At 57.5% G+C, this 18,358-nt stretch carries 17 protein-coding genes; 13 read left to right on the top strand and 4 right to left on the bottom strand.

All coding sequences use genetic code 11. From position 1 onward, the window contains the following. The first annotated feature begins 9 nt into the window (after positions 1-9). Entirely contained in the window at positions 10-963 is a 954-nt protein-coding gene (locus tag FHT93_RS18665) for an alpha/beta hydrolase (protein ID WP_113015105.1), read from the top strand. Here the strand turns inward: FHT93_RS18665 and FHT93_RS18660 are convergent. Further along, the gene (locus tag FHT93_RS18660; RefSeq protein ID WP_183848836.1) at positions 951-1,985 is read right to left on the bottom strand and encodes a LacI family DNA-binding transcriptional regulator; all 1,035 of its coding nucleotides are present in this window, start codon (positions 1,983-1,985) and stop codon (positions 951-953) included. The two genes, FHT93_RS18665 and FHT93_RS18660, sit on opposite strands and share 13 nt — an antisense overlap. 154 nt (positions 1,986-2,139) lie before the next feature. Then, on the bottom strand, positions 2,140-2,901 hold the full coding sequence (locus FHT93_RS18655; RefSeq protein WP_112542647.1) for a DeoR/GlpR family DNA-binding transcription regulator: 762 nt from the start codon (positions 2,899-2,901) through the stop codon (positions 2,140-2,142). Between the two features lie 225 nt (positions 2,902-3,126). Between FHT93_RS18655 and FHT93_RS18650 the strand changes: the two genes are divergently transcribed. The 11 genes from FHT93_RS18650 to FHT93_RS35555 all read left to right on the top strand — a co-directional run bounded on the left by FHT93_RS18650 (position 3,127) and on the right by FHT93_RS35555 (position 14,210). Continuing rightward, on the top strand, positions 3,127-3,927 hold the full coding sequence (locus FHT93_RS18650; RefSeq protein WP_183848834.1) for a class I fructose-bisphosphate aldolase: 801 nt from the start codon (positions 3,127-3,129) through the stop codon (positions 3,925-3,927). A 3-nt stretch (positions 3,928-3,930) separates the two neighbouring features. Next, entirely contained in the window at positions 3,931-4,869 is a 939-nt protein-coding gene (locus FHT93_RS18645) for a PfkB family carbohydrate kinase (RefSeq protein ID WP_183848832.1), read from the top strand. Positions 4,870-4,991: 122 nt separating this feature from the next. After that, entirely contained in the window at positions 4,992-6,137 is a 1,146-nt protein-coding gene (gene ugpC, locus FHT93_RS18640) for a sn-glycerol-3-phosphate ABC transporter ATP-binding protein UgpC (protein ID WP_113206536.1), read from the top strand. A gap of 541 nt (positions 6,138-6,678) precedes the next feature. Further along, positions 6,679-7,932 carry a sugar ABC transporter substrate-binding protein gene (locus FHT93_RS18635; protein ID WP_183848830.1) on the top strand — a complete coding sequence of 418 codons (1,254 nt, stop codon included), beginning with the start codon at positions 6,679-6,681 and terminating at the stop codon, positions 7,930-7,932. Positions 7,933-8,027: 95 nt separating this feature from the next. Then, positions 8,028-8,966 (top strand): sugar ABC transporter permease, encoded by a 939-nt coding sequence (locus tag FHT93_RS18630; protein ID WP_113145373.1) that lies wholly within the window; start codon positions 8,028-8,030, stop codon positions 8,964-8,966. A 6-nt stretch (positions 8,967-8,972) separates the two neighbouring features. Continuing rightward, positions 8,973-9,818, top strand: a complete 846-nt coding sequence (locus tag FHT93_RS18625) for a carbohydrate ABC transporter permease (protein ID WP_113117531.1) — start codon at positions 8,973-8,975, stop codon at positions 9,816-9,818. Between the two features lie 1,202 nt (positions 9,819-11,020). Beyond that, positions 11,021-11,866, top strand: a complete 846-nt coding sequence (locus tag FHT93_RS18615) for a hypothetical protein (RefSeq protein WP_183848828.1) — start codon at positions 11,021-11,023, stop codon at positions 11,864-11,866. Between the two features lie 52 nt (positions 11,867-11,918). Beyond that, the gene (locus FHT93_RS18610) at positions 11,919-12,545 is read left to right on the top strand and encodes a hypothetical protein (protein WP_183848826.1); all 627 of its coding nucleotides are present in this window, start codon (positions 11,919-11,921) and stop codon (positions 12,543-12,545) included. An 86-nt stretch (positions 12,546-12,631) separates the two neighbouring features. Then, on the top strand, positions 12,632-13,111 hold the full coding sequence (locus FHT93_RS18605; RefSeq protein ID WP_112542638.1) for a hypothetical protein: 480 nt from the start codon (positions 12,632-12,634) through the stop codon (positions 13,109-13,111). A 154-nt stretch (positions 13,112-13,265) separates the two neighbouring features. After that, entirely contained in the window at positions 13,266-13,397 is a 132-nt protein-coding gene (locus tag FHT93_RS35900; protein ID WP_281413560.1) for a hypothetical protein, read from the top strand. A gap of 573 nt (positions 13,398-13,970) precedes the next feature. Then, the gene (locus FHT93_RS35555) at positions 13,971-14,210 is read left to right on the top strand and encodes a hypothetical protein (RefSeq protein ID WP_112542637.1); all 240 of its coding nucleotides are present in this window, start codon (positions 13,971-13,973) and stop codon (positions 14,208-14,210) included. 90 nt (positions 14,211-14,300) lie between these two features. On the opposite strand, the gene FHT93_RS18600 is transcribed toward FHT93_RS35555, so the two are convergent. Continuing rightward, positions 14,301-14,483 (bottom strand): hypothetical protein, encoded by a 183-nt coding sequence (locus tag FHT93_RS18600; protein ID WP_246781633.1) that lies wholly within the window; start codon positions 14,481-14,483, stop codon positions 14,301-14,303. 632 nt (positions 14,484-15,115) lie between these two features. On the opposite strand from FHT93_RS18600, the gene FHT93_RS18595 reads away from it, so the two are divergent. After that, positions 15,116-17,077: an elongation factor G gene (locus tag FHT93_RS18595; RefSeq protein ID WP_113202372.1), complete on the top strand. Its 1,962-nt coding sequence runs from the start codon at positions 15,116-15,118 to the stop codon at positions 17,075-17,077. Between the two features lie 322 nt (positions 17,078-17,399). Here FHT93_RS18595 and FHT93_RS18585 read toward each other — a convergent pair whose 3' ends face one another. Beyond that, positions 17,400-18,335 (bottom strand): dihydrodipicolinate synthase family protein, encoded by a 936-nt coding sequence (locus tag FHT93_RS18585; RefSeq protein ID WP_183848825.1) that lies wholly within the window; start codon positions 18,333-18,335, stop codon positions 17,400-17,402. Positions 18,336-18,358: the final 23 nt, after the last annotated feature.

Below are 18,358 nucleotides of genomic sequence, written 5' to 3'. Positions count from 1 at the left end.
GGTGAGACGATGAAAGATCGATTGGATCCCGGCGCCGCGCATGTCCTGGCGCTCGGTCGCGCAGCAAACCAGCCGCCCTTTGAGCAGGGGACAGTAAGTGAGGCGCGCGCTGCCTATGACGCGGGATGCCCGACATTGCAGGGCGATCGCGAGCCTGTCGCGGCCATCGAGGACAGAACGATTGCCGGGACGGGCGGCCCGATCCCGCTCAGGATCTACCGAGGCGTCGGCGCTCCGAACGCGGATGCGCCGGCACTTCTCTACCTTCACGGTGGTGGCTGGGTCGTCGGCACGCTTGAATCCCACGACGAGATCTGCCGGTGGTTTGCGAATGTCGGCGCCTGCATCGTATTTTGCCCGGACTATCGGCTGGCGCCCGAGCACAAGTTCCCGGCGGGTTTGGAAGATTGCGTATCGGCGCTTGCCTATGTGGTGGGGCAGGCAAGCGCGCTTGGTATCGATCCAGATCGGATCGCGGTTGCGGGCGATAGTGCCGGCGGTAATCTGGCCGCTGTCCTGTCGCTTCTTGCGCGCGATGGCGTTGCGCAGAAAATCTCGGCGCAGCTTCTGCTCTATCCCAACACCGATGCCGGGCAGACGACCGACAGCTTTGTCAGGTTTTCAGAAGGATACGGTTTGACTGCATCGACGATGCGCTGGTTCCGCGATCATTATGTCCGCGACGCGGCTGATATCGGTGATTGGCGCGTCTCACCGCTGCGGGTCGGAAATGTCGTGGGTTTGCCACCGGCCTTCGTCGCGATTGCGGGCCAGGATATCCTCGCAGACGAAGGCGAGGCCTATACCCGCCGGCTTGCCGAGGCGGGCGTTCCTGTAGTCCTGCGGCGTTGGCAGGACCAGATCCACGGCTTCGTTTCCATGGGGCGGCACATTCCGGCGGCGCGGCGGGCGGTGGAAGAAGCGGTTGCCGGATGGCGCAGCCTCGTCGATCACGCCGACTGACGCATCACCAATGTACCATCGAGGATGATTTTTCGTGCAACGACCTGCTTGGTGTCGTTGTCTTCGTCCAGCATAGAAAGCAGTGTGTCGACACTGCTGCGTGCCATGGCGGTGAAATCTTGCGCCATCGTCGTCAATGGCGGGCAGGTATAACGGCTGAGAGGGTGATCGTCATGGGCGGCGATGCGAAGATCGCTATCGCCCCTGCGGCCGATGCGGAGGCCGCGCGAGTGGGCGGCAGCCATCGCGCCGAAGGCAAGTCGATCGTTCGCGCAGAGGATCGTCCTGCCCGGAAGCGTTCCAGCCGCGATCATTGCGTCGGTCTGCTCATACCCCATACGTTCGAAATCCCAGCCGTAGCTATCGGTGGCGCCAAACACGACCGGTTCGAAACCGAGCGCTTCCATCGTGGCGACATAGCTTGCCAGCCGCTCCCCGGAATTGTGATTGACATGCGGAATGTCGAAATATGCGGGCGGCTCGCCGGACCGGCAGAGATAGTCGACAATTGTCGCAACGCTTTGGGCATTGTTGTTGCCAATGAAGGGCGTGTCGCCCTCGATGAACGTATCGAAGTAGACAATGGGAATGCTCTCCCGGAGTTTTTCGAAGATGCCGGGCTCGGAAGAAAGACCCAGAGGCGCGATGATCGCGCCGGCAGCCTTCAAGGACAGCAGCGTGTTCACAGCCTCGGCTTCAAGATCCGGCAAGCCGTGGGACGAGATGACGATTGGCCAGTAACCTTCACCCCGGACGAGCAATTCAAGACGGTTGACCATTTCGGCATAGAATGGATCTGTGATGACAGGCACGAGAATGCCGACGTTGCGTGTCCTCTTGCGATTGAGATTGCGCGCATAGAGATTAGGACGGTAGTCCGATGCCGAGAGCGCATCCTCGATGCGTTTGCGTGTCACCGGCTTTACGCTGCTCGGGTCATCGAAATACCTCGAAAGCGTTGGACGAGAAACGCCACAGGACCGGGCGAAATCGTCCATGGTTTTGATTGTCATCTTGTCCATCGGCAATTCTGGTTGCACTGCGCCAAGGCACCTCTGCGTAAGCCGATGTCGCAAGGGCGGTCAGTGTGGGGGCTTCGAAATGCGTTTGTAGCCTGAGAATATCGCATGCGCAAAATTTTTTGTTACATAGGTACAATTGGCAGCCTAAACGCCCCTACACATAGCGCACTTCGACCCCCAGCTTGTCCAATCGGCTGCGAATCCCGTGCGGCATGCCGGTGTCGGTGATGATCAGATCGACACGTGAAAGCGAAAATGCCTTAGACGAGGCGCCAATATCCCACTTGCTGGAATCCGCCACGAGGATGACGCGCCTCGCCATGCGGACCAGATTGCGTTTGGTGCGTGCAATGTCTTCCGAGACATCTACGACATCGAATGCGTGATCGATGGCATGAGCACTGAGGAACGCCTGGTGGGCGACAAGACCGCCCACGGCCTTGTCGGAATCCGAGACGATCGTGCTGACGGTACTTGGAAAGACACGGCCGCCTATCATATGCACGTCCAGCCCCGGCCGATACATCAGATGCTGCGCGATATTCATGGCGGTTGTGGCCACGACAACGTTATTGACCGGGGGCATTTGCATGGCAACCTGCAGCAGTGTCGAGCCGCTGTCGAACACAACGGACTGGTTGTCGATTATTTGACGTGCCGCCATCTGCGCGATGCGTCGTTTGGCGTCGAAATTACGGTTCATCCGTTCTTCGAAGGCTGCTGCGGGCGAACTGGCCGGCAATGCGATTGCGCCGCCATGCGTTTTGATGAGCTGCTTCTTGGCATCCAGAATTTCCAGGTCGGATCTGATGGTCACCTCGGAGACACCGAAGTTTTCCGCCAGCTGCGTGGTGCGCGCCTGGCCGGTCCGTTGAAGTTCCAGCATGATCTGATGTCGCCGTTGTTCCGCAAGCATGTGTGACCTCGAATTCCCTTAGATGACGGTACCGATCTTTCGAAAATCGAAAATGCACGGCAACTATTGTGATCAAAAGACGCGATGGAGGGCGGCATCAACGTATGCTGAGCCCACACTACTGTCATATTAAATCAAAACGAAAGAAATCGAAATATTGAACGTTCGTTTATTTTCGAGTTAGGGTCTCAACGCGAGATCAAATTGTAGAGGGACAGCATCGATATGGGCCTTGGAACCAAAATTCGCCTGTCACGGCTGTTTTCACATCCGTCGGGGCATCTGTTCGGTGGCGCGGTCGACCACTTCGTTGGCTATGGCAACGTCCGTGAGGGCGGCCTGGCGGATCTACCGGGCGCGCTGAAGCGGGTGATGGCCGGAGAGCCGGACTATATCAGCATTCAGCCTGGTGCTGCGCGCCACTTGTGGCCCGCCTATGCAGGCAAGGCGGCGCTGGTCATTCAAGCCGGGTGCTTTACGCCGGACGATCGAATCCGTCAGTTGATCGCGACCCCCGAGGATGCGGTGCGCTACGGGGCAGATGCTCTGGCCGTTGCCATTCCGGTGCGCGGCAATACCGAAGGCGAATACATTCGCTGGCTCACCGATACCGTCAACGCCGCAGCTCGCTTTGAAATGCCGGTCGTTGCCCATGTCTATCCCCGCGACTATTCAAACGGCGGCAAGATTGTCTTCACCCCAGACGAGATCGCCTATGCCGTGCGGATCGGGTTTGAGACCGGCGTTGACGTGATCAAGGTCGGGTACACCGGGGACTTCGACTCTTTCCGGGAAACCGTCGCCACCTGCCCGGTTCCCATCGTTATCGCGGGCGGCCCGAAGACGGAAAATCTGCTCGGGGCTCTCACTCAAACCTTCGATGCCTTGCGGGCGGGAGCGAAGGGTGCCGTAGTGGGACGAAACCTTTGGGGCCACGGCGATACGACGATGGCGGCGCGCGCCTTCAAGCTCGTCATTCACAGCGGTATGGCGCCGCAAGAGGCGCTCGCTGCCGCGGGCGGTTAACGGGTGACACACAACCTTCAGGTTCTCGGCTTCGGGGCGCTGGCGATCGACGATATCATCTACGTCGATCGACCGCTGAGTGCCGGCAAGGGAAAGGTGATAAGTCGCACCCGGGACCACGGCGGCAATGTCGCGACGGCCCTTGTTGCGGTCGCAAAGCTGGGGGGACGGGCCGGTTTCATCGGTTGGCTGAGTGATCAGCCTGTTACCGATATCAGCGCCCGCGAGCTTGAACGGCACGGGGTCGATATATCCTTCTCACCGCGCCGCCCCGATGCCAGGCCGATACGGTCGGTGATCACGGTCGGACCTGAAGGGGACAGGTTTATCGCCTATGACGACAATGTGCCGCACGGAACCTCCGAGGCACTCGCCGATAGCACTCTTGCACAAGCCCAGGTGCTGTTGATCGACGGCTATGCCACCCACGCCGATACGATCGTTGCGCGCGCCCGCAAACTGGGCCTTGCTGTGGTGGCAGACATTGAATGGACGATCGGGCCTGCAACCGAACGATTATTGAGCCTGTCCAACCATCTGGTACTGCCATTGAAATTTGCGCAGACTTATTCCTGCGAAGCCGATCCGGCGTTGGTCCTCCATAAGCTCTGGTCTGACGACCGCACCGCAGTCGTTTTGACCGACGGTGAACGAGGATCCTATATCAGGCAGACGGGAGACGCCGTTTTTTGGCATGTTCCGGCCTACGAGGTCAAAGCGGTCGACACGACGGGCGCCGGAGATTGCTTTCACGGTGCTTATGCTTTTGCGCTGACACAGGGAAAGCCGCCTCTCGACTGCGCCATCTATGCAACTGCCGCAGCCGCGATCTCGGTGACTGGCCCCGGTGGCCGCATGGCCCTGCCGGATCAAAGCGCCTGTCTCGCGTGGCTGGCGAGGGAAAATGCACCCGTGCCCAGACCGATCGCGCCAGCGGAGTGAGAGTTCATCACACCGGTGCCCTGGACGATCGGACTAGCGCTGCGCAGATGACGGTTTCGGTTCGACGCCGGGGAGGGGCTGTCCTGGGGATTGGATGGCGACGATACTAATGAGGAAGTGCCGTGGCTGTTGTTGTACTGGATAAAATTTGCAAGACCTTTGGAACCAAATTCCACGCGATCAAGGATCTTAGCCTGACGATAAATGATGGCGAGTTCCTCATCCTCGTCGGTCCTTCAGGATGTGGAAAATCGACGGCATTGCGCATGATCGCCGGGCTGGAAGAGATCAGCAGCGGGACCCTGAGCATCGGTGGAGAGAATGTCGAGGATCTCGCGCCGAAGGACCGGGACATAGCGATGGTCTTTCAGAATTATGCGCTTTACCCGCATATGACGGTGTTCGAAAATATTGCCTTCTCGATGAAGCTTGCAGGCAAGAGCAAGGAAGAGCGCACGAAGCGGGTCCATGAAATTGCTAAGACCCTTCAACTGCATACGCTGCTCGACAGCAAGCCGGCCGCGCTCTCCGGCGGCCAACGCCAGCGGGTCGCCATGGGACGCGCAATGGTGCGGGAACCGGCAGCGTTTCTCATGGACGAGCCCCTGTCAAACCTCGATGCCAAGCTGCGCGTGCAAATGCGCGCCGAAATCGTCAGCCTGCAAAGACAGCTTGGCGTGACGACGATCTATGTGACGCACGATCAGACCGAAGCCTTGACCATGGGCGACCGGGTTGCGGTCTTGAAGGGCGGCGTCCTTCAGCAGGTCGACACACCAAAAACACTGTATAGCCGGCCGGTCAACGCCTTCGTTGCGGGTTTCATCGGCTCGCCATCCATGAATCTGTTCGAGGGCCGCTTGCAGAACGGCAGGATTGATCTGCCGACCTTTTCCATACCGGTCGCGACGACCGCATTCGAGCAGTCTCCCGGTCTGAGGGCGTTCGAAGGCAAGACGATCGTCTTCGGCATTCGCCCGGAAGACCTTTACGACAGCGGTCTGGAATCGGGATCACGCTACGCGACGATCCCTGCCCTCGTGAAATCGATCGAGGAGTTGGGTTCGGAGCTGATCGTTCATCTGAAGATAGAAGCAGCGCGGATCGATTCCGGTGACCCGGATGCCGTCGAGGACTTGAGCGGCGCGGCAAATGCCGTGGCGAAGTTCGAATCCGTGAGCACAGTCCAGCCGGGCGCAATGATCAACCTGGCGATCGATGTAGCCAAACTACACTTCTTCGATCCTCAGACGCATCTGGCAATCTAGCAAGATCTGCGGCGACCGAGCTGCTTGGCGGGCGTTCGCAAGAGCGCCTGCTTGCGTCATCGTTCACAAGTCCTCGCCGCTCCTTGCCGGCCGGCTTTGCGCGTTCCGCATCGAAAGTGCAGGATCTTACACCGTTTCGTAACCCGTGACTTTACGGCCAGAGGCTGAGTTCTTTTGGCGTTAGTTAGTTGGCGGCTGATTGCTACTTTAAAGTGTTAAGTCCGTGAGGATAGCCTGGCGGAACCGCTTTTCCTGGGTCGCCAAAGCCTTTCATTTGTTTTCCTTTGGGCGGCGCAGCTTTCATTTGTTTACGAAAGTAAAGAAAAAATGCGACATGAGCAATATGTCGGAAAGAAAAAATGTCTTCGGGATTTGAAGATAAAGCTTATAAAAATCAATAGCTTAAAGTAATTTTTATCGCCCCTGAAGCCCTCATGCTTTTTCCGATTGCAGTTCTTCATTGACAGCCAGACGCCTGGAGGAACCTACTTTGGTCTCGATCGGGAGGATCGAGCGAAATATCGTTTTCAGGGAGGGAAACATGAACGTCAGAAGATTTATCGTGGCGGCTCAGTCGGCTGTGGCCGCCTGGGCACTATGCACCACCTGCGCCTTTGCCCAGACCAATCTCGAGTTCATCCAGTGGTGGGAGCCAGAAATGCCCGCCGGTGCTCTGCGCGGCATCATGGATGACTTTGAAGCCAAGAACCCCGGCATCAAGGTGACGCTTGTCAGCGGTCCCTATTCCGCCACCCATGATCAGATCGTCGTGGGCGCAGCGTCCGGGACACTCAGCGATGTCGTCGGCCTGGACGGCGCATGGGTCAACGGCTTGGCAAAGCAGGGCGCAATCGCCTCGATGGACAGCCTGATGGCTGATGCCAAATATGATCAGAGCCAGATCGCCGACATCATCAAGGTCAATGGGCAAAGCGTCATGTTCCCGCTTGCCTCGTTCGTCTACCCGGTCTTCGTCAACCTCGATCTGGCAAAGGCGGCCGGGGTCGAAAAGTTGCCGACAAACCGCACCGAATTCGCTGCTGCCGCGAAGAAGATGACCAATGCGGACAAGAACCAATATGGCTGGGTGTTGCCTCTGTCGTTGCAAAACCCCGGCGGCATCCAGAATGATGTGATGTCCTGGGTCTGGGCATCCGGAGCATCCATGCTGAAGGATGGCAAGCCAGATCTGGAAAATGCCTCTGTCGTCGGCACGCTTGAATACATCAAGTCGCTGCAGGACGCCGGCGTCATCTCGCCTGGTATTTTTGCCAAGAAGGAACAGGACAAGGTCGAAGAGTTCGTCAACGGGCGTGTCGGCATGATGATCGACTCGTTGGCGCACATCAATCTCATTCGCCAGCGAAACCCCAATCTCAAATTCGGCATCTCCGCCCTTCCAGCCGTTGACGGCTACACCGGCAAGCGCGGGTTGCCCTATGCCTCCTGGGGCATCGGCATCAGTGACAAAAGCGAGCACAAGGCGGAGGCCTGGAAGCTCGTCGAATATCTGATGAGCCCGGAAGTGAACAGCCGCCTCGTGTCGATCGCCAATGCCTTCCCGGGTAATATCCACGCCAAACCCGATTTCTCGAAATCGGACCCGCTGTTTGAAGAAGCCTTCAAGATATTCCAGAGCGGGAAGCTCGCCAACGAATTCGTCGGACTGCCCGTGGCCGAAGATCTCATGCGTCAGATGAATGTCGAAGTTCAGAAGATGTTCGACGGTCAGCAAACCGCAAAGGACGCGGCTGCCAATACGCAGAAGCAATGGTTGGTCGAATTCAGCAAGTAGTCTCCCAAGACGGGCGGCAGCGTGACAGACTTCGATCACGCTGCCGTCGCATCGCGACGAAGCAATGCGTTACGACCAGGGAGAAATTACCTCTCATGAGCCTCGCCACCGAAACTATGATCCGGACGCAATCAAAAACGCGCAAGCGCGGTCTGCTGTCTTACAAGACAAGAAAAAGGCTGGTTCCCTACTTTTATGTTGCGCCAGCGACGTTTCTGTTCTGCCTCCTGATGCTGTTTCCCATGATCACCGTCCTGCGCTATTCGCTGATGGACGGCGCGATCACGAAAAAGGACGCGTCCTTCGTCGGATTGCAGAACTATGTGACGATCTTCAAAGATCCGGTTTTCTGGCAGTCGGTCGGGCAGACCCTCTACTTCACGGTGATGAGCGTCATCTTCCATCTTCTGATCGGTCTCGCCTTCGCCCTTTTGCTCAACAGCCAGCGTGTCGATCCGTTGGTCAGAAGCATTCTGCGGGTTCTCTACATTCTGCCCTGGCTCTTCACGGCGGTAATCATCGCAATCATCTGGCGGCTGCTTCTGGATCCGAATGGTGTCGTCAACAGCATCCTGATGACGCTCCATATCATTGACTTCAAGGTCGAGTGGTTTTCTTCGACGAGAACCGCGCTGCATGCGCTGACCTTTGCGAATATCTGGGCGGGATACCCGCTCTATATGGTCAGCCTTCTCGCTGGTCTTCAAGGCATTCCCAAGGATCTCTACGAGGCCGCCGGCATTGACGGCGCCAACGAGTTTCAGAAATTCCGCTACATCACGATCCCGCAACTGATGCCGATCATCATCAGCATCGCCTTGCTTGATTTCATCTGGACGATGCAGGTCTTTCCCCTCGTGTGGATGACGACGGGAGGCGGTCCGATCTACGCGACCGAGGTGCTCAGCACCTACACCTACAAACTTGCGTTTTCGAGTTATGAATTTTCGCGCGCGTCGGCGAGCGCAATCTTCATTCTGATCATCTCGATGGGCGCCACATATTTCTACATCAAACACCAGAAGGCCAGGTGACCGGCAATGGCAAAACGCTCTCTCAGTCGCACCATAGTACCGACCCTCCTGACATATCTCGGGCTGGCGGTCGGGCTGGTCTTCGCGGGCTTTCCGATCCTGTGGATGTTCTTCACGTCCTTGAAATCGAACACTGAGATCTTTGCCCTGCCGCCGCGGCTGCTGCCCGACCGTTTCACCAGCGTCGCCTATCTTTCGATCTTCAACGACCCAACGAAGGTTCGCTTCTTTATCAACAGCTATCTCGTCGCTGGAGTGGTAACGGTTCTGACGGTGCTGATCGCCATCCTTACAGCCTATGCTTTCAGCCGGTATTCATTCCGGCTCAAGAAAACGCTGAACGTGTTCATCATCAGCACGCAGACCGTGCCGCCGATCACGCTTTTGATCCCCTATTTCGGCATGGTCGTCGCCTTCGGCATTTTCAACACCTATTTTGCGCTGATTTTAACCTACATGGTTTTCACGCTGCCTTATGCGATCCTTCTCATGACTGGATATCTCAATACCTTGCCGAAGGAACTCGACGAGGCGGTGCTTGTCGACGGCGGGTCAAGCTGGACGGCACTATGGCGTGTGATCATCCCGCTGTCCGTGCCGGGCATCGTCGCGACGGCGGTCTATACATTTCTGCTGGCATGGAACGAATTCCTCTTCGCGCTGACCTTGACGAAGTCAATGGACATGAGGACTGTTCCCATCGGTATCGAGTTGCTTATGGGCCAACACGCGTTCGAATGGAACGAGATGATGGCGATGAGCGTGCTCGGATCGCTCCCGCTTCTGGTCTTGTATCTGATAGCCCAGCGCTACTTCCTCGCGGGCATGGCGGCCGGGTCGGTGAAGAGTTGAGCATGGGATCTATTACTTTCGACGCAGTAACGCTTCGCGAAAACCATCTTGCGCATCGCAAGTGTATCGCTGCGCTTGCCAGACGACTGCGCGGGTCATGAGCTCGACCGATCAGTGTCCGTTGTCGACAGCCAACCGAGCCTGAGATGGATAACGCGGTGATCATCATATTGCAGGCGGTGGCTCGCGAGGCCATCATGGCGTGCCATACCGCTCAGCGCTAACGGCACGATGCTCGCGATCGTTGGCCCACCGTCCTTGAGGGCGAATTGGCCAAACGAGGGGCTCGAGCAGGACGTTCAAGCAATATGACGCTGTGAATGCGCCGTCGAGAAAGGAGGGGGCAAAGGTCGGCCCAAGTTTCAACCATCCCCGCAAACCTCCCGTGACCTCGCCATCGCCGTCTGACGAAAACCGATTGACTGTCGCTGCAGATGTCGTTTCTGCGCACCCAAGGGCGAGAAGTTCGCGCCAAGTTCTTGTGCTATTCCATAAAAGACCGCTTTAAGAGCGATGCCCTGCTTCTCTCCCTCGGTAGCGCAATTCCATCCCGCAGTTTACACTTCTTAAGGTAGATTATCGCTATACCGGCGCTACTTTAAAGCGATCCTGTGAGGTCTACATGGAACCCCCTCCATCTTTTTTCCAGAGATATCGTTCGCGGCCGTAGAATACAGGAGGCTATCGATCTCCGGAATTGGCGCAAACTTACGGCGCTCGCTGCAGCCCTGGGTGTAAACGAAAGTGCGCTGACGCGCTGGCGCAAAGGCGATTCAATTTCGCTGGAGAGTGCCGCAAATCTCTGCAAGGCCCTGGATGTGTCCCTCGACTGGCTGGTGCTTGGGCGAGGCTCACCTGAACACCATAAGCTACCCTCGCGCTCTGAACCGGAGCACGAATTTGCCAGTGTCTTCCGTGCCCTTCCGCCCGGTGCCGCAGATCACCTAACGGCCTTCCTACGGTCTGTTTGTTCAGATGGGTGACCATCATTTTGCGCAGAGCGAAAACAATCTGAGGTCGTTTTGCGAATAGCAAAATACCTATAAGTTGAAAATATCCTTCAATCGATGTCTATTTGTCTCGCATCCCGGATGTATTTGCCGAGATCGCAACTGAATTGTGCAAGAGAAGTCACGGTATAGAGCCAAATATAACGGGTCTATCCGATCGTTACGTTCATTTAAACCGAGATGGAGACGATCATGAATTCGATTACACTTGATTCCGCAGTGGATTACTTCGCGGAAATTCGTCACCCGCATCTGCCAACCGTCAACGAAATGCTAAAGGCCGGCGCTCCGCTGCCCAGTGCGCCCAAAGATCCGCAAACTGCTTTCAATACAACCGACAATGGCCTGATCTCGGTCATCCTGGCGCAGCCCAAAGTGCCTGACTCTGTTCAGAAGGAGTTGGACGTTCAGCGTCAAAACCTCATCGACCTGACCGGGGTCGCGTCGGCCTACGTCCGCAAGGCCGCGGACAAAGCCAACGATCCCAACAAGGTCTACGACACCATGCTGTGGCAGAGCGTCTTCAATCATCTGCCGCTGATGGGGCCGAGCCAATTCGTCAAGCAGACGATGACCCAGAACATCAAGGGGGTGGAACTGGCTGGAAAATTCATCTCGACGATTCTTGGCGTCGCGGTGGGCGGTGGACCTGCATTGGCCTCCTTTGCTGAATTCGTTTCAGGTCTCGGCGATTCCATACGGATGGGGGTCCAGACCGGTACGAAATCCTATAGCGTCGGCACGATCTCGATCGTGCTCGAGGGCCAACAGGTCGGCAACGAGATCAAGATAAATCCCTGGCTGAAGGGGTACTTCATCGACTTTACCCAGGATGAAAAGAAGATCTACTCATCGTGTGGATCGGCCGAGAGCTTCTCGATGTCGTTCAGCTATCGCGTCGCAACATCGTTGTTCAATTACGGCGCACTCGCAAATGCTGACGTCAAGAAAAAATACGACGCCTTCATCTCGGGCACGCAGATCGACGACATCGAGTCGGCCACCAACTTCTTCGACGGCAAGTTCGATACGAACTGATCCGGCAGTGCCGCCGCTTTGCGGCGGCACGTCAACCATAGGAGAAGCTTCGATGGAAAGCTGCATCTTACTGCATTTTGTCGATCCAAAGACAGATCAATGCGTTGCCGGCTCCGTCACGCCACGCTCTGTCCTCGACACAATCGCCGATGTCGTGGGCCGCTATGTTGCCGGTCAGCCAGGTCTGGCTGCCGCGGCAGCTTGGGAAACAGGGCTCAACCATGTGCCGTTTCTGTCACCTGCAGGTCGGTTCGAACGAACGCAGACGGTCACGAGACCTGAGCGGGATGTCGGCTATGGGCCGATCGTGACTGGGCTGATCGTGGAGCTTGTGCCTGAGGCCAGGCAGATCATTGATGATAATGTTGCCCTGCAAAAGCGCCTATCCGACATCAGCGACGAATTGCGCCAGAGCCTCATGACTTCGGCGACCGCCAGGCTCGTGTTCATAGTGATGAGCGCTATGCCAGGCGACTCCGGCAACCCTGTCGTGAAAGTATATGTGATCGATCGCCTGGCCACGACAGCACAAACCTCCAACATGAAGCCGCCCGGTGTCTGGTTGAGCCTGGCAGATGTCATTTCCGCGTATGCGTTCGACTTCGCACGCATGGCGGATGCGGCTGACCTGGCGGATTGGCAGAGGTTTGTTTCCAAGACAAAGACTGCGGGGAAGTGACACCTCGGTGCTCCCCGCAGCGCCAACGACCAAACATTGCTAGTCCGCCAACCTCGTTATCGCTCGTCTTGAAAGGAGAGCCTTCGATGTCGAACTATGTACTCGTTTGCCACGGTGACATCCGCGAGTTCGGAAGTTTTAACCTGGCTGCCAAGCAAGAGCTTCAATACCGCGGCAATTTCGGAGCCGCCCTCGACTATGGGACAGCATTGGCTGTCTGGAAAGCTTTGAGATCAGACCCCACAGTGGATGACAAGAGCCTGGCCAAGGCAATCCACAACTACCATCCCGAGCCAGTTCTGGCCGGACCGAACTCTTTCGCTCCGGATATTGATTTGGCGGGCGACGACAATCTGTTCCTCTTCCTCATCAATATGAACACTCGCAACTATATCAGGCTGAAAGATGACTGGAAAATCAGGCTGAGCAGCCTCGTCGATATATTGGGAAACCAGGGCAGAAGCAGCTTTTGGCTCAATCTGCTCTGCTGCACGAAATTTTCGGGGTCCGGAATCGAAATGCCATCGGGCGCCCATTTGGTGTCTTCGTTTGAGAAGATTCTCTGAAACAGGAGACGATGAAGAGAACATGTCGAACGGTCATCTGCCCGTTCGACGTCCTGGAGGGCGGCCGAGAGCTTGCGTCATTCGGACCGCTTTCGACCCAAGGTGATCACCGCCCCCATGACCTCAGGTCCAGTGGGGCTGCAGGTTGGGTTTCTTGCCCCGTGGTTCGGTCATGACGCTGGCGCTTTTTCCCGTCAACTTCAAGCCCCTTGAGTTCCATGCGGAACGGACCTTCGAGAGCGGCGACAAGGTCGAGATCACCGGGAAGTTCCTACACCGTAAGTGAAGTTCAGTATGTCCCGCCTGTCCCTTCGGAAGACGCTCTGAAGCTAGCCGAGCAATACTGCAGAGCCGCGCAGGATGTTGGTTATTCGATGGCGAGCTACCGCCTGAAAATCTCTATCCGCTGCATGTTTTTCAAAAGCTCCACTTTGTAAATGCCTCGCAGTCGAGTGTTGCCGACATGAGAGTGGTGCGGGAGGAATCGCCGACCAAGATGTCGAACCTCGCAACCGACTGCGATGCGCCTCATGCCGCCGTGAAAAAATCGGATCGCTCTCAGGTCCAAAAAGGCGCGGCATTCACTCGATATCAGGCGACAACAGGGCGACTTCGAACATAAACAGAACATCGCTGGCGTTCCGGCCGTTTTGGGGCTATGGAATGGCAACAAAACGAGGGACTACATGAGTCGGTTGAAGCTCCTTAGAGACCAGCGTCAGCTCGCGCTGTCAAAACTCGAACACCTGGCAGAGGACCATCCGCTTCGGCCACGATATTTGGAACGCGTGCGTGAACTGGACGATCAAATCGAAGCGCTCGGCGCCTTCGAATAGTTTGGGGCAACAAGGGATCAATAATGTCGTTGGCTGAGAAATTCATCGTCGTTCCATTCAAGCGCAACCGAGCTGGCTTGGTCCCGGGAGAGATGCGACAGGCTTCGAATGGGACATCTGCGGAAAAAATCGCTTCCGCAATGTCGGCCAGATCCCTGGGTGTCGGAGCCTATTCGGTGATGGTCGACAGCGAAACGGGTGACATGAGCTCGCCAAGGCTGCTTGCAGCCTTCGGTGAAGTTGGCGACTTAACGCAAGATTGAGATATCGCGACCGCATTGCGCCACTGCTTCGCGCGCAACAGGCGTAAGCCGCTTCGCCCACTTATCTCGGACATCTCCGCGTTCGTAGTGTCAACTGCGGCGTTTGATGGTCGCCAATAGCTCTTCGGCCTCGGCATTCGCGTTCAGCATCAAAGCATGGTTATCGGCGAGCGAAATGAGTGCGACGAGCGTTTCCTGCTGGCCCCATCCCGTTTCGTTCGCGTCCTCCAGGAGCTTCAGAAACGAGCTATACAGCGCATCCTGGCAGCGCACGAACCTCTCTTGCTGATCGTCAGATGGGTTGGGGGGTACTATCGTCATCGTTCCGGAGTTGAAAGAGGTTTTGGGGCACTTGGCCGACGCTATTGACTGCGTCTTCGGGCATAGCCCTGCTGAAGCCCGTATTGAAGCGTCGTGCTTGCAGATGTCCCCTGACAGTGAACTTATCCACACTTTGTGCCCAGAAAGGAGCGCCCTTCTGCGGATCTTCGAACCTGCACATATACGGCATGCTCTGGCTTCTCACACAGGGTGAGACGCGCAGGACCAGCGTGTGCGCCACTTCACCGAGTTCTTATCTCGCAAGCTTACCTCCCTCCTCTTGCCTAGCGGCGATCGAGGAGTTCGTTGTTGTCGACCGTCCCTTGCGTGGTAGCGATGAACGCGATGCACTTGCCGCCAAGCTGGCGCGACAGCGGGCAAGTTCAGGCCTAACTCCTTGTAGGAGCAGCTTCAGAGCCGCTGATAGATCGTTCCCCTGCGCTCAAATCCACTGGGAATTCGAGAATAACTCCTACGTCTCCAGGTCAAAGCATTGTGAAACTGAACACCTCTGGCGCGTTGCAGCGGTTCAGGGCATCCTATGATGGCTGAAAATTGTGTTTATGGCAGTTGGAGGAATGCCGATGCGCTGCTTTACCGTGCTTGGACCCTCGCAGACCGGAAAATCAACAGTCGTGGAAAAGCTCGGCTCCCTGGAGGGGGTGGCGAGAAAATCCAGGTCCCCTTATGGATTGAACCTCACAGAATTCACCTTTGGAAACGAGGCCTGGTGTGCGCTGGATGCGCCAGGAGCCAACGAAGCGTTGGCGCATGCACAGCACGCGCTTCTTGCCAGCGACGCCTGCATCCTGTGCGTTTCATCGGCACCCGAGGAAGCTGTGCTTGCCGCGCCCTATCTGCGGATAGTCGAAGCCTCGGGGACGCCGTGCATCCTCTTCGTCAACCGAATGGACGAACCGAGAGGGCGGCTGAGAGACGTGATAGCCGCGCTTCAAGACTACGCCAACCACACGCTTTTGCTTCGCCAGATCCCGATCCGAGAGGGAGACAGGATCGTAGGCAGTTGCGATCTGATTTCGGAACGGGCGTGGCGCTACCGGGAAGGCCAGACGTCGGCGCTGATCGCAATTCCCGAAAGCGCCGCCGAGCGCGAGCACGAAGCGCGCAGCGAGCTCCTGGAACACCTGTCCGAATTCGATGACTGGCTTCTCGAGGAACTGGTCGAAGATCGCGAGCCGCCCAGCGACGCGCTCTATGCCATTTCATCGCGAGTTCTCAGTGAAAACAGGATTATTCCAGTCCTGATCGGTGCCGCAAGTCACGGCAACGGCATGATGCGGCTGATGAAGGCGCTGCGTCACGAGGCGCCGCCGGCAGGGGTTCTTCGACAGCGCCTGGCTCGTGCAGGTAATCTCGATGAAAACAAGCTGAGCGCCGTGAGCTTCCATGCCTATCATCGTCAGAATATCGGCAAGACGGTGCTGGTGCGTGCGTTTGGTGAGGGACTTCGGCAAGGCGCATCACTCGGCGGCTCCGGCCTCGGCGCCGTGCAGGATCCCGCAAACGGACGGTCGAGCTCGGCGATCGTGCCTGCGCCGGGGGATGTCTTCGCGACGGTCAAGTCCGACCATTTGCCCGTCCCGTCGCTGTTGACATCAGACGCGACGGTCGCCCCACCCGAATGGACCGCGCCGCCTACGCCCATGCTTGAAAGGATCCTGGTCCCGGGCAGCGCACGCGATGAAAACAAGCTCTCCGAAACGCTGACAAAACTTTCGGAGACGGATCGGGGTCTTGTCGTCTTGCAGGAGGAGGGCACTGGCGCCCAGCTCGTCCGCGCCCAGGGCCCGGTACATCTGCGCGATCTCTGCCGAACCCTGTCCGACGTCTTCCACATCGACGTAACCGATCGAACGCCCAACCCGATCTACCGCGAGACAATTGCAAAGCCGGCCGAGGTTCACTACCGGCATCGCAAACAGACCGGCGGCGCCGGGCAATTCGCGGATGTGAAGCTGAGCATTCGCCCCAACGAGCGCGGCCGCGGGTTCACCTTCAGCGAAACCGTCAAGGGTGGCGTCGTTCCGCGCAACTACATCCCTGCCGTCGAAGCAGGCGCGCGCGAAGCCATGGAGAAAGGGCCGCTCGGCTTTGAGGTCATCGACGTCGGGGTAACGCTGTTTGATGGTCAGCACCATGCCGTCGACAGTTCGGAACACGCCTTCAGGACTGCGTCGAAAATGGGAGTGCGACAGGCGCTTTCCGAAGGGTCGGCCGTTTTGATGCAACCGGTCTTCCGCAGTGAGATTCACATTCCGTCGATCTATTCCGGCAACCTCGTCCAGATCGTCTCCGCTCTCAAGGGTCAGGTTCTCGGCTTCGACCGGGATGAAACCGCTAAGGGATGGGACATCTTCCGGGCACTTGTTCCCGGCAGCGCACTTGACGATCTCGCGCGGGCGCTGCGTTCGGCGACGCAGGGCATTGGTTACTTTTCCAAGACCTTCGATCACTTCGAGGAGCTATACGGCAAGGAAGCGGACGCCATCGTTAGGGCACACGAGGGACAAGGCGTCGCACACTGAAACGTTGGCGCCACTTCATGCTCGTTCGCAGAACGGGCTCATGTCGTTTGGCAGTTAACCGGGTTCTTCCTCGCTTGGTGTGGAGCGGCGGTAGCATTCGTGCTCTCAGCAGTTCGGGACCTGCCCGACCATGCATTGCGCGCTGAGGTTCTTAGGCGGTTGATCTGGCCTTCGGCCTGTCCGTTGCTCGAGGACGGCTCGATGGCATTGCTGACGGCGTCGCTATCGCCTCAACTCATCGATGTGGTGGGAGCAGCGATTTGTTTCTTTAGGATCGCCGGTTCGGGTCCGCTCGAGGCCCCAACGCGCCTCGCCCTGTGACTCAGTGAAATAGATCGGGGAGCTCAGACATTGCAATTCTTCGCAAACTCTCGGCTTCCGAAGCATCGATCGATCGGTAGGGAAATCTCAGACGAGTTCCCACGGGTCCCCAATTGCCGATCGCACTCAGCAATTTGTCGAGGGCAGCGTTCGAAAAACCCATGTTTTGGCGGAAAGGGACGATGTGATTGTCCATGAAAGCGCAGATGCGTCGCTCGAGATCGAGTGCGGCATCGATATTGCTGCGCATCGACGCCGTCCACTTTTGCGCGCCGCGGGGGCTGAGGCAAGCGACATTGGAAAACGAGCCTGCCGCCACACCCTCCTTCGTGCCGGTTGCAAGATGGTGGCCGGGAACGAAGAGCGATAGGTCCGACAGATGTTGGCGGGCTTCGGCATACCAGGCGCTGTCGCCGTCGGCGAGCTTGATGCCGGTCACGCCGGGCACTGACGCGCAGACCTCGCCCAACTCCTTGGGCGTGAGGACGCGCTTTGCGTGTGGCGGATTGTAAAGGATGAGTGGAATTCCACCGGCCGTTTCCGCGGCACGGTTCAGGAAGTCGGTCGCTTCGGCATCGGTGAGCGGCCACCAGTCCGGCAAGATCACCTGAATGGCGGCCGGATAAAGTGCGCTGGCCCGGCGGACGCGGTTGAGCATGATCAGCGGGTCCGGCTGGCAGGCGCCAATCACAAAGGGCGTCGAGGATGCGCTGCAGCGCTCGGCCAGCAATGCCTGTATCCTGTCGAACTCCTCCTCGGTCTGATTGTGGAATTCGCCGGCGGTGCCGTTCGAATAAATGCCATCGACTTTGGCGTCGATGAGGATGTCGATCTCCTCGCCGAGTTTGTCGAATTCGATGCTATCGTCGGGCGCAATCGGCAAAAGTAGGCTCGCCCAGTTTCCGCGGAGGGTTGGTTGCGACGTCTTCGCATTCATCACTTGTTTCCCTGTGGCGTGAG

It is taken from the genome of Rhizobium sp. BK379 (assembly GCF_014193955.1).
Taxonomy (GTDB): domain Bacteria; phylum Pseudomonadota; class Alphaproteobacteria; order Rhizobiales; family Rhizobiaceae; genus Rhizobium.
The sequence above is the reverse complement of the archived record's forward strand: the minus strand, read 5'-3'. Positions and strand labels throughout refer to the sequence as shown.

Excerpts from the sequence above, each read along its gene's own strand:
- FHT93_RS18665 (WP_113015105.1), top strand. The coding sequence starts at position 10 with ATGAAAGATCGATTGGATCCCGGCGCCGCGCATGTCCTGGCGCTCGGT.
- FHT93_RS18660 (WP_183848836.1), bottom strand. The coding sequence starts at position 1,985 with ATGGACAAGATGACAATCAAAACCATGGACGATTTCGCCCGGTCCTGT.
- FHT93_RS18655 (WP_112542647.1), bottom strand. The coding sequence starts at position 2,901 with ATGCTTGCGGAACAACGGCGACATCAGATCATGCTGGAACTTCAACGG.
- FHT93_RS18650 (WP_183848834.1), top strand. The coding sequence starts at position 3,127 with ATGGGCCTTGGAACCAAAATTCGCCTGTCACGGCTGTTTTCACATCCG.
- FHT93_RS18635 (WP_183848830.1), top strand. The coding sequence starts at position 6,679 with ATGAACGTCAGAAGATTTATCGTGGCGGCTCAGTCGGCTGTGGCCGCC.
- FHT93_RS18630 (WP_113145373.1), top strand. The coding sequence starts at position 8,028 with ATGAGCCTCGCCACCGAAACTATGATCCGGACGCAATCAAAAACGCGC.
- FHT93_RS18625 (WP_113117531.1), top strand. The coding sequence starts at position 8,973 with ATGGCAAAACGCTCTCTCAGTCGCACCATAGTACCGACCCTCCTGACA.
- FHT93_RS18615 (WP_183848828.1), top strand. The coding sequence starts at position 11,021 with ATGAATTCGATTACACTTGATTCCGCAGTGGATTACTTCGCGGAAATT.
- FHT93_RS18610 (WP_183848826.1), top strand. The coding sequence starts at position 11,919 with ATGGAAAGCTGCATCTTACTGCATTTTGTCGATCCAAAGACAGATCAA.
- FHT93_RS18605 (WP_112542638.1), top strand. The coding sequence starts at position 12,632 with ATGTCGAACTATGTACTCGTTTGCCACGGTGACATCCGCGAGTTCGGA.
- FHT93_RS35555 (WP_112542637.1), top strand. The coding sequence starts at position 13,971 with ATGTCGTTGGCTGAGAAATTCATCGTCGTTCCATTCAAGCGCAACCGA.
- FHT93_RS18595 (WP_113202372.1), top strand. The coding sequence starts at position 15,116 with ATGCGCTGCTTTACCGTGCTTGGACCCTCGCAGACCGGAAAATCAACA.
- FHT93_RS18585 (WP_183848825.1), bottom strand. The coding sequence starts at position 18,335 with ATGAATGCGAAGACGTCGCAACCAACCCTCCGCGGAAACTGGGCGAGC.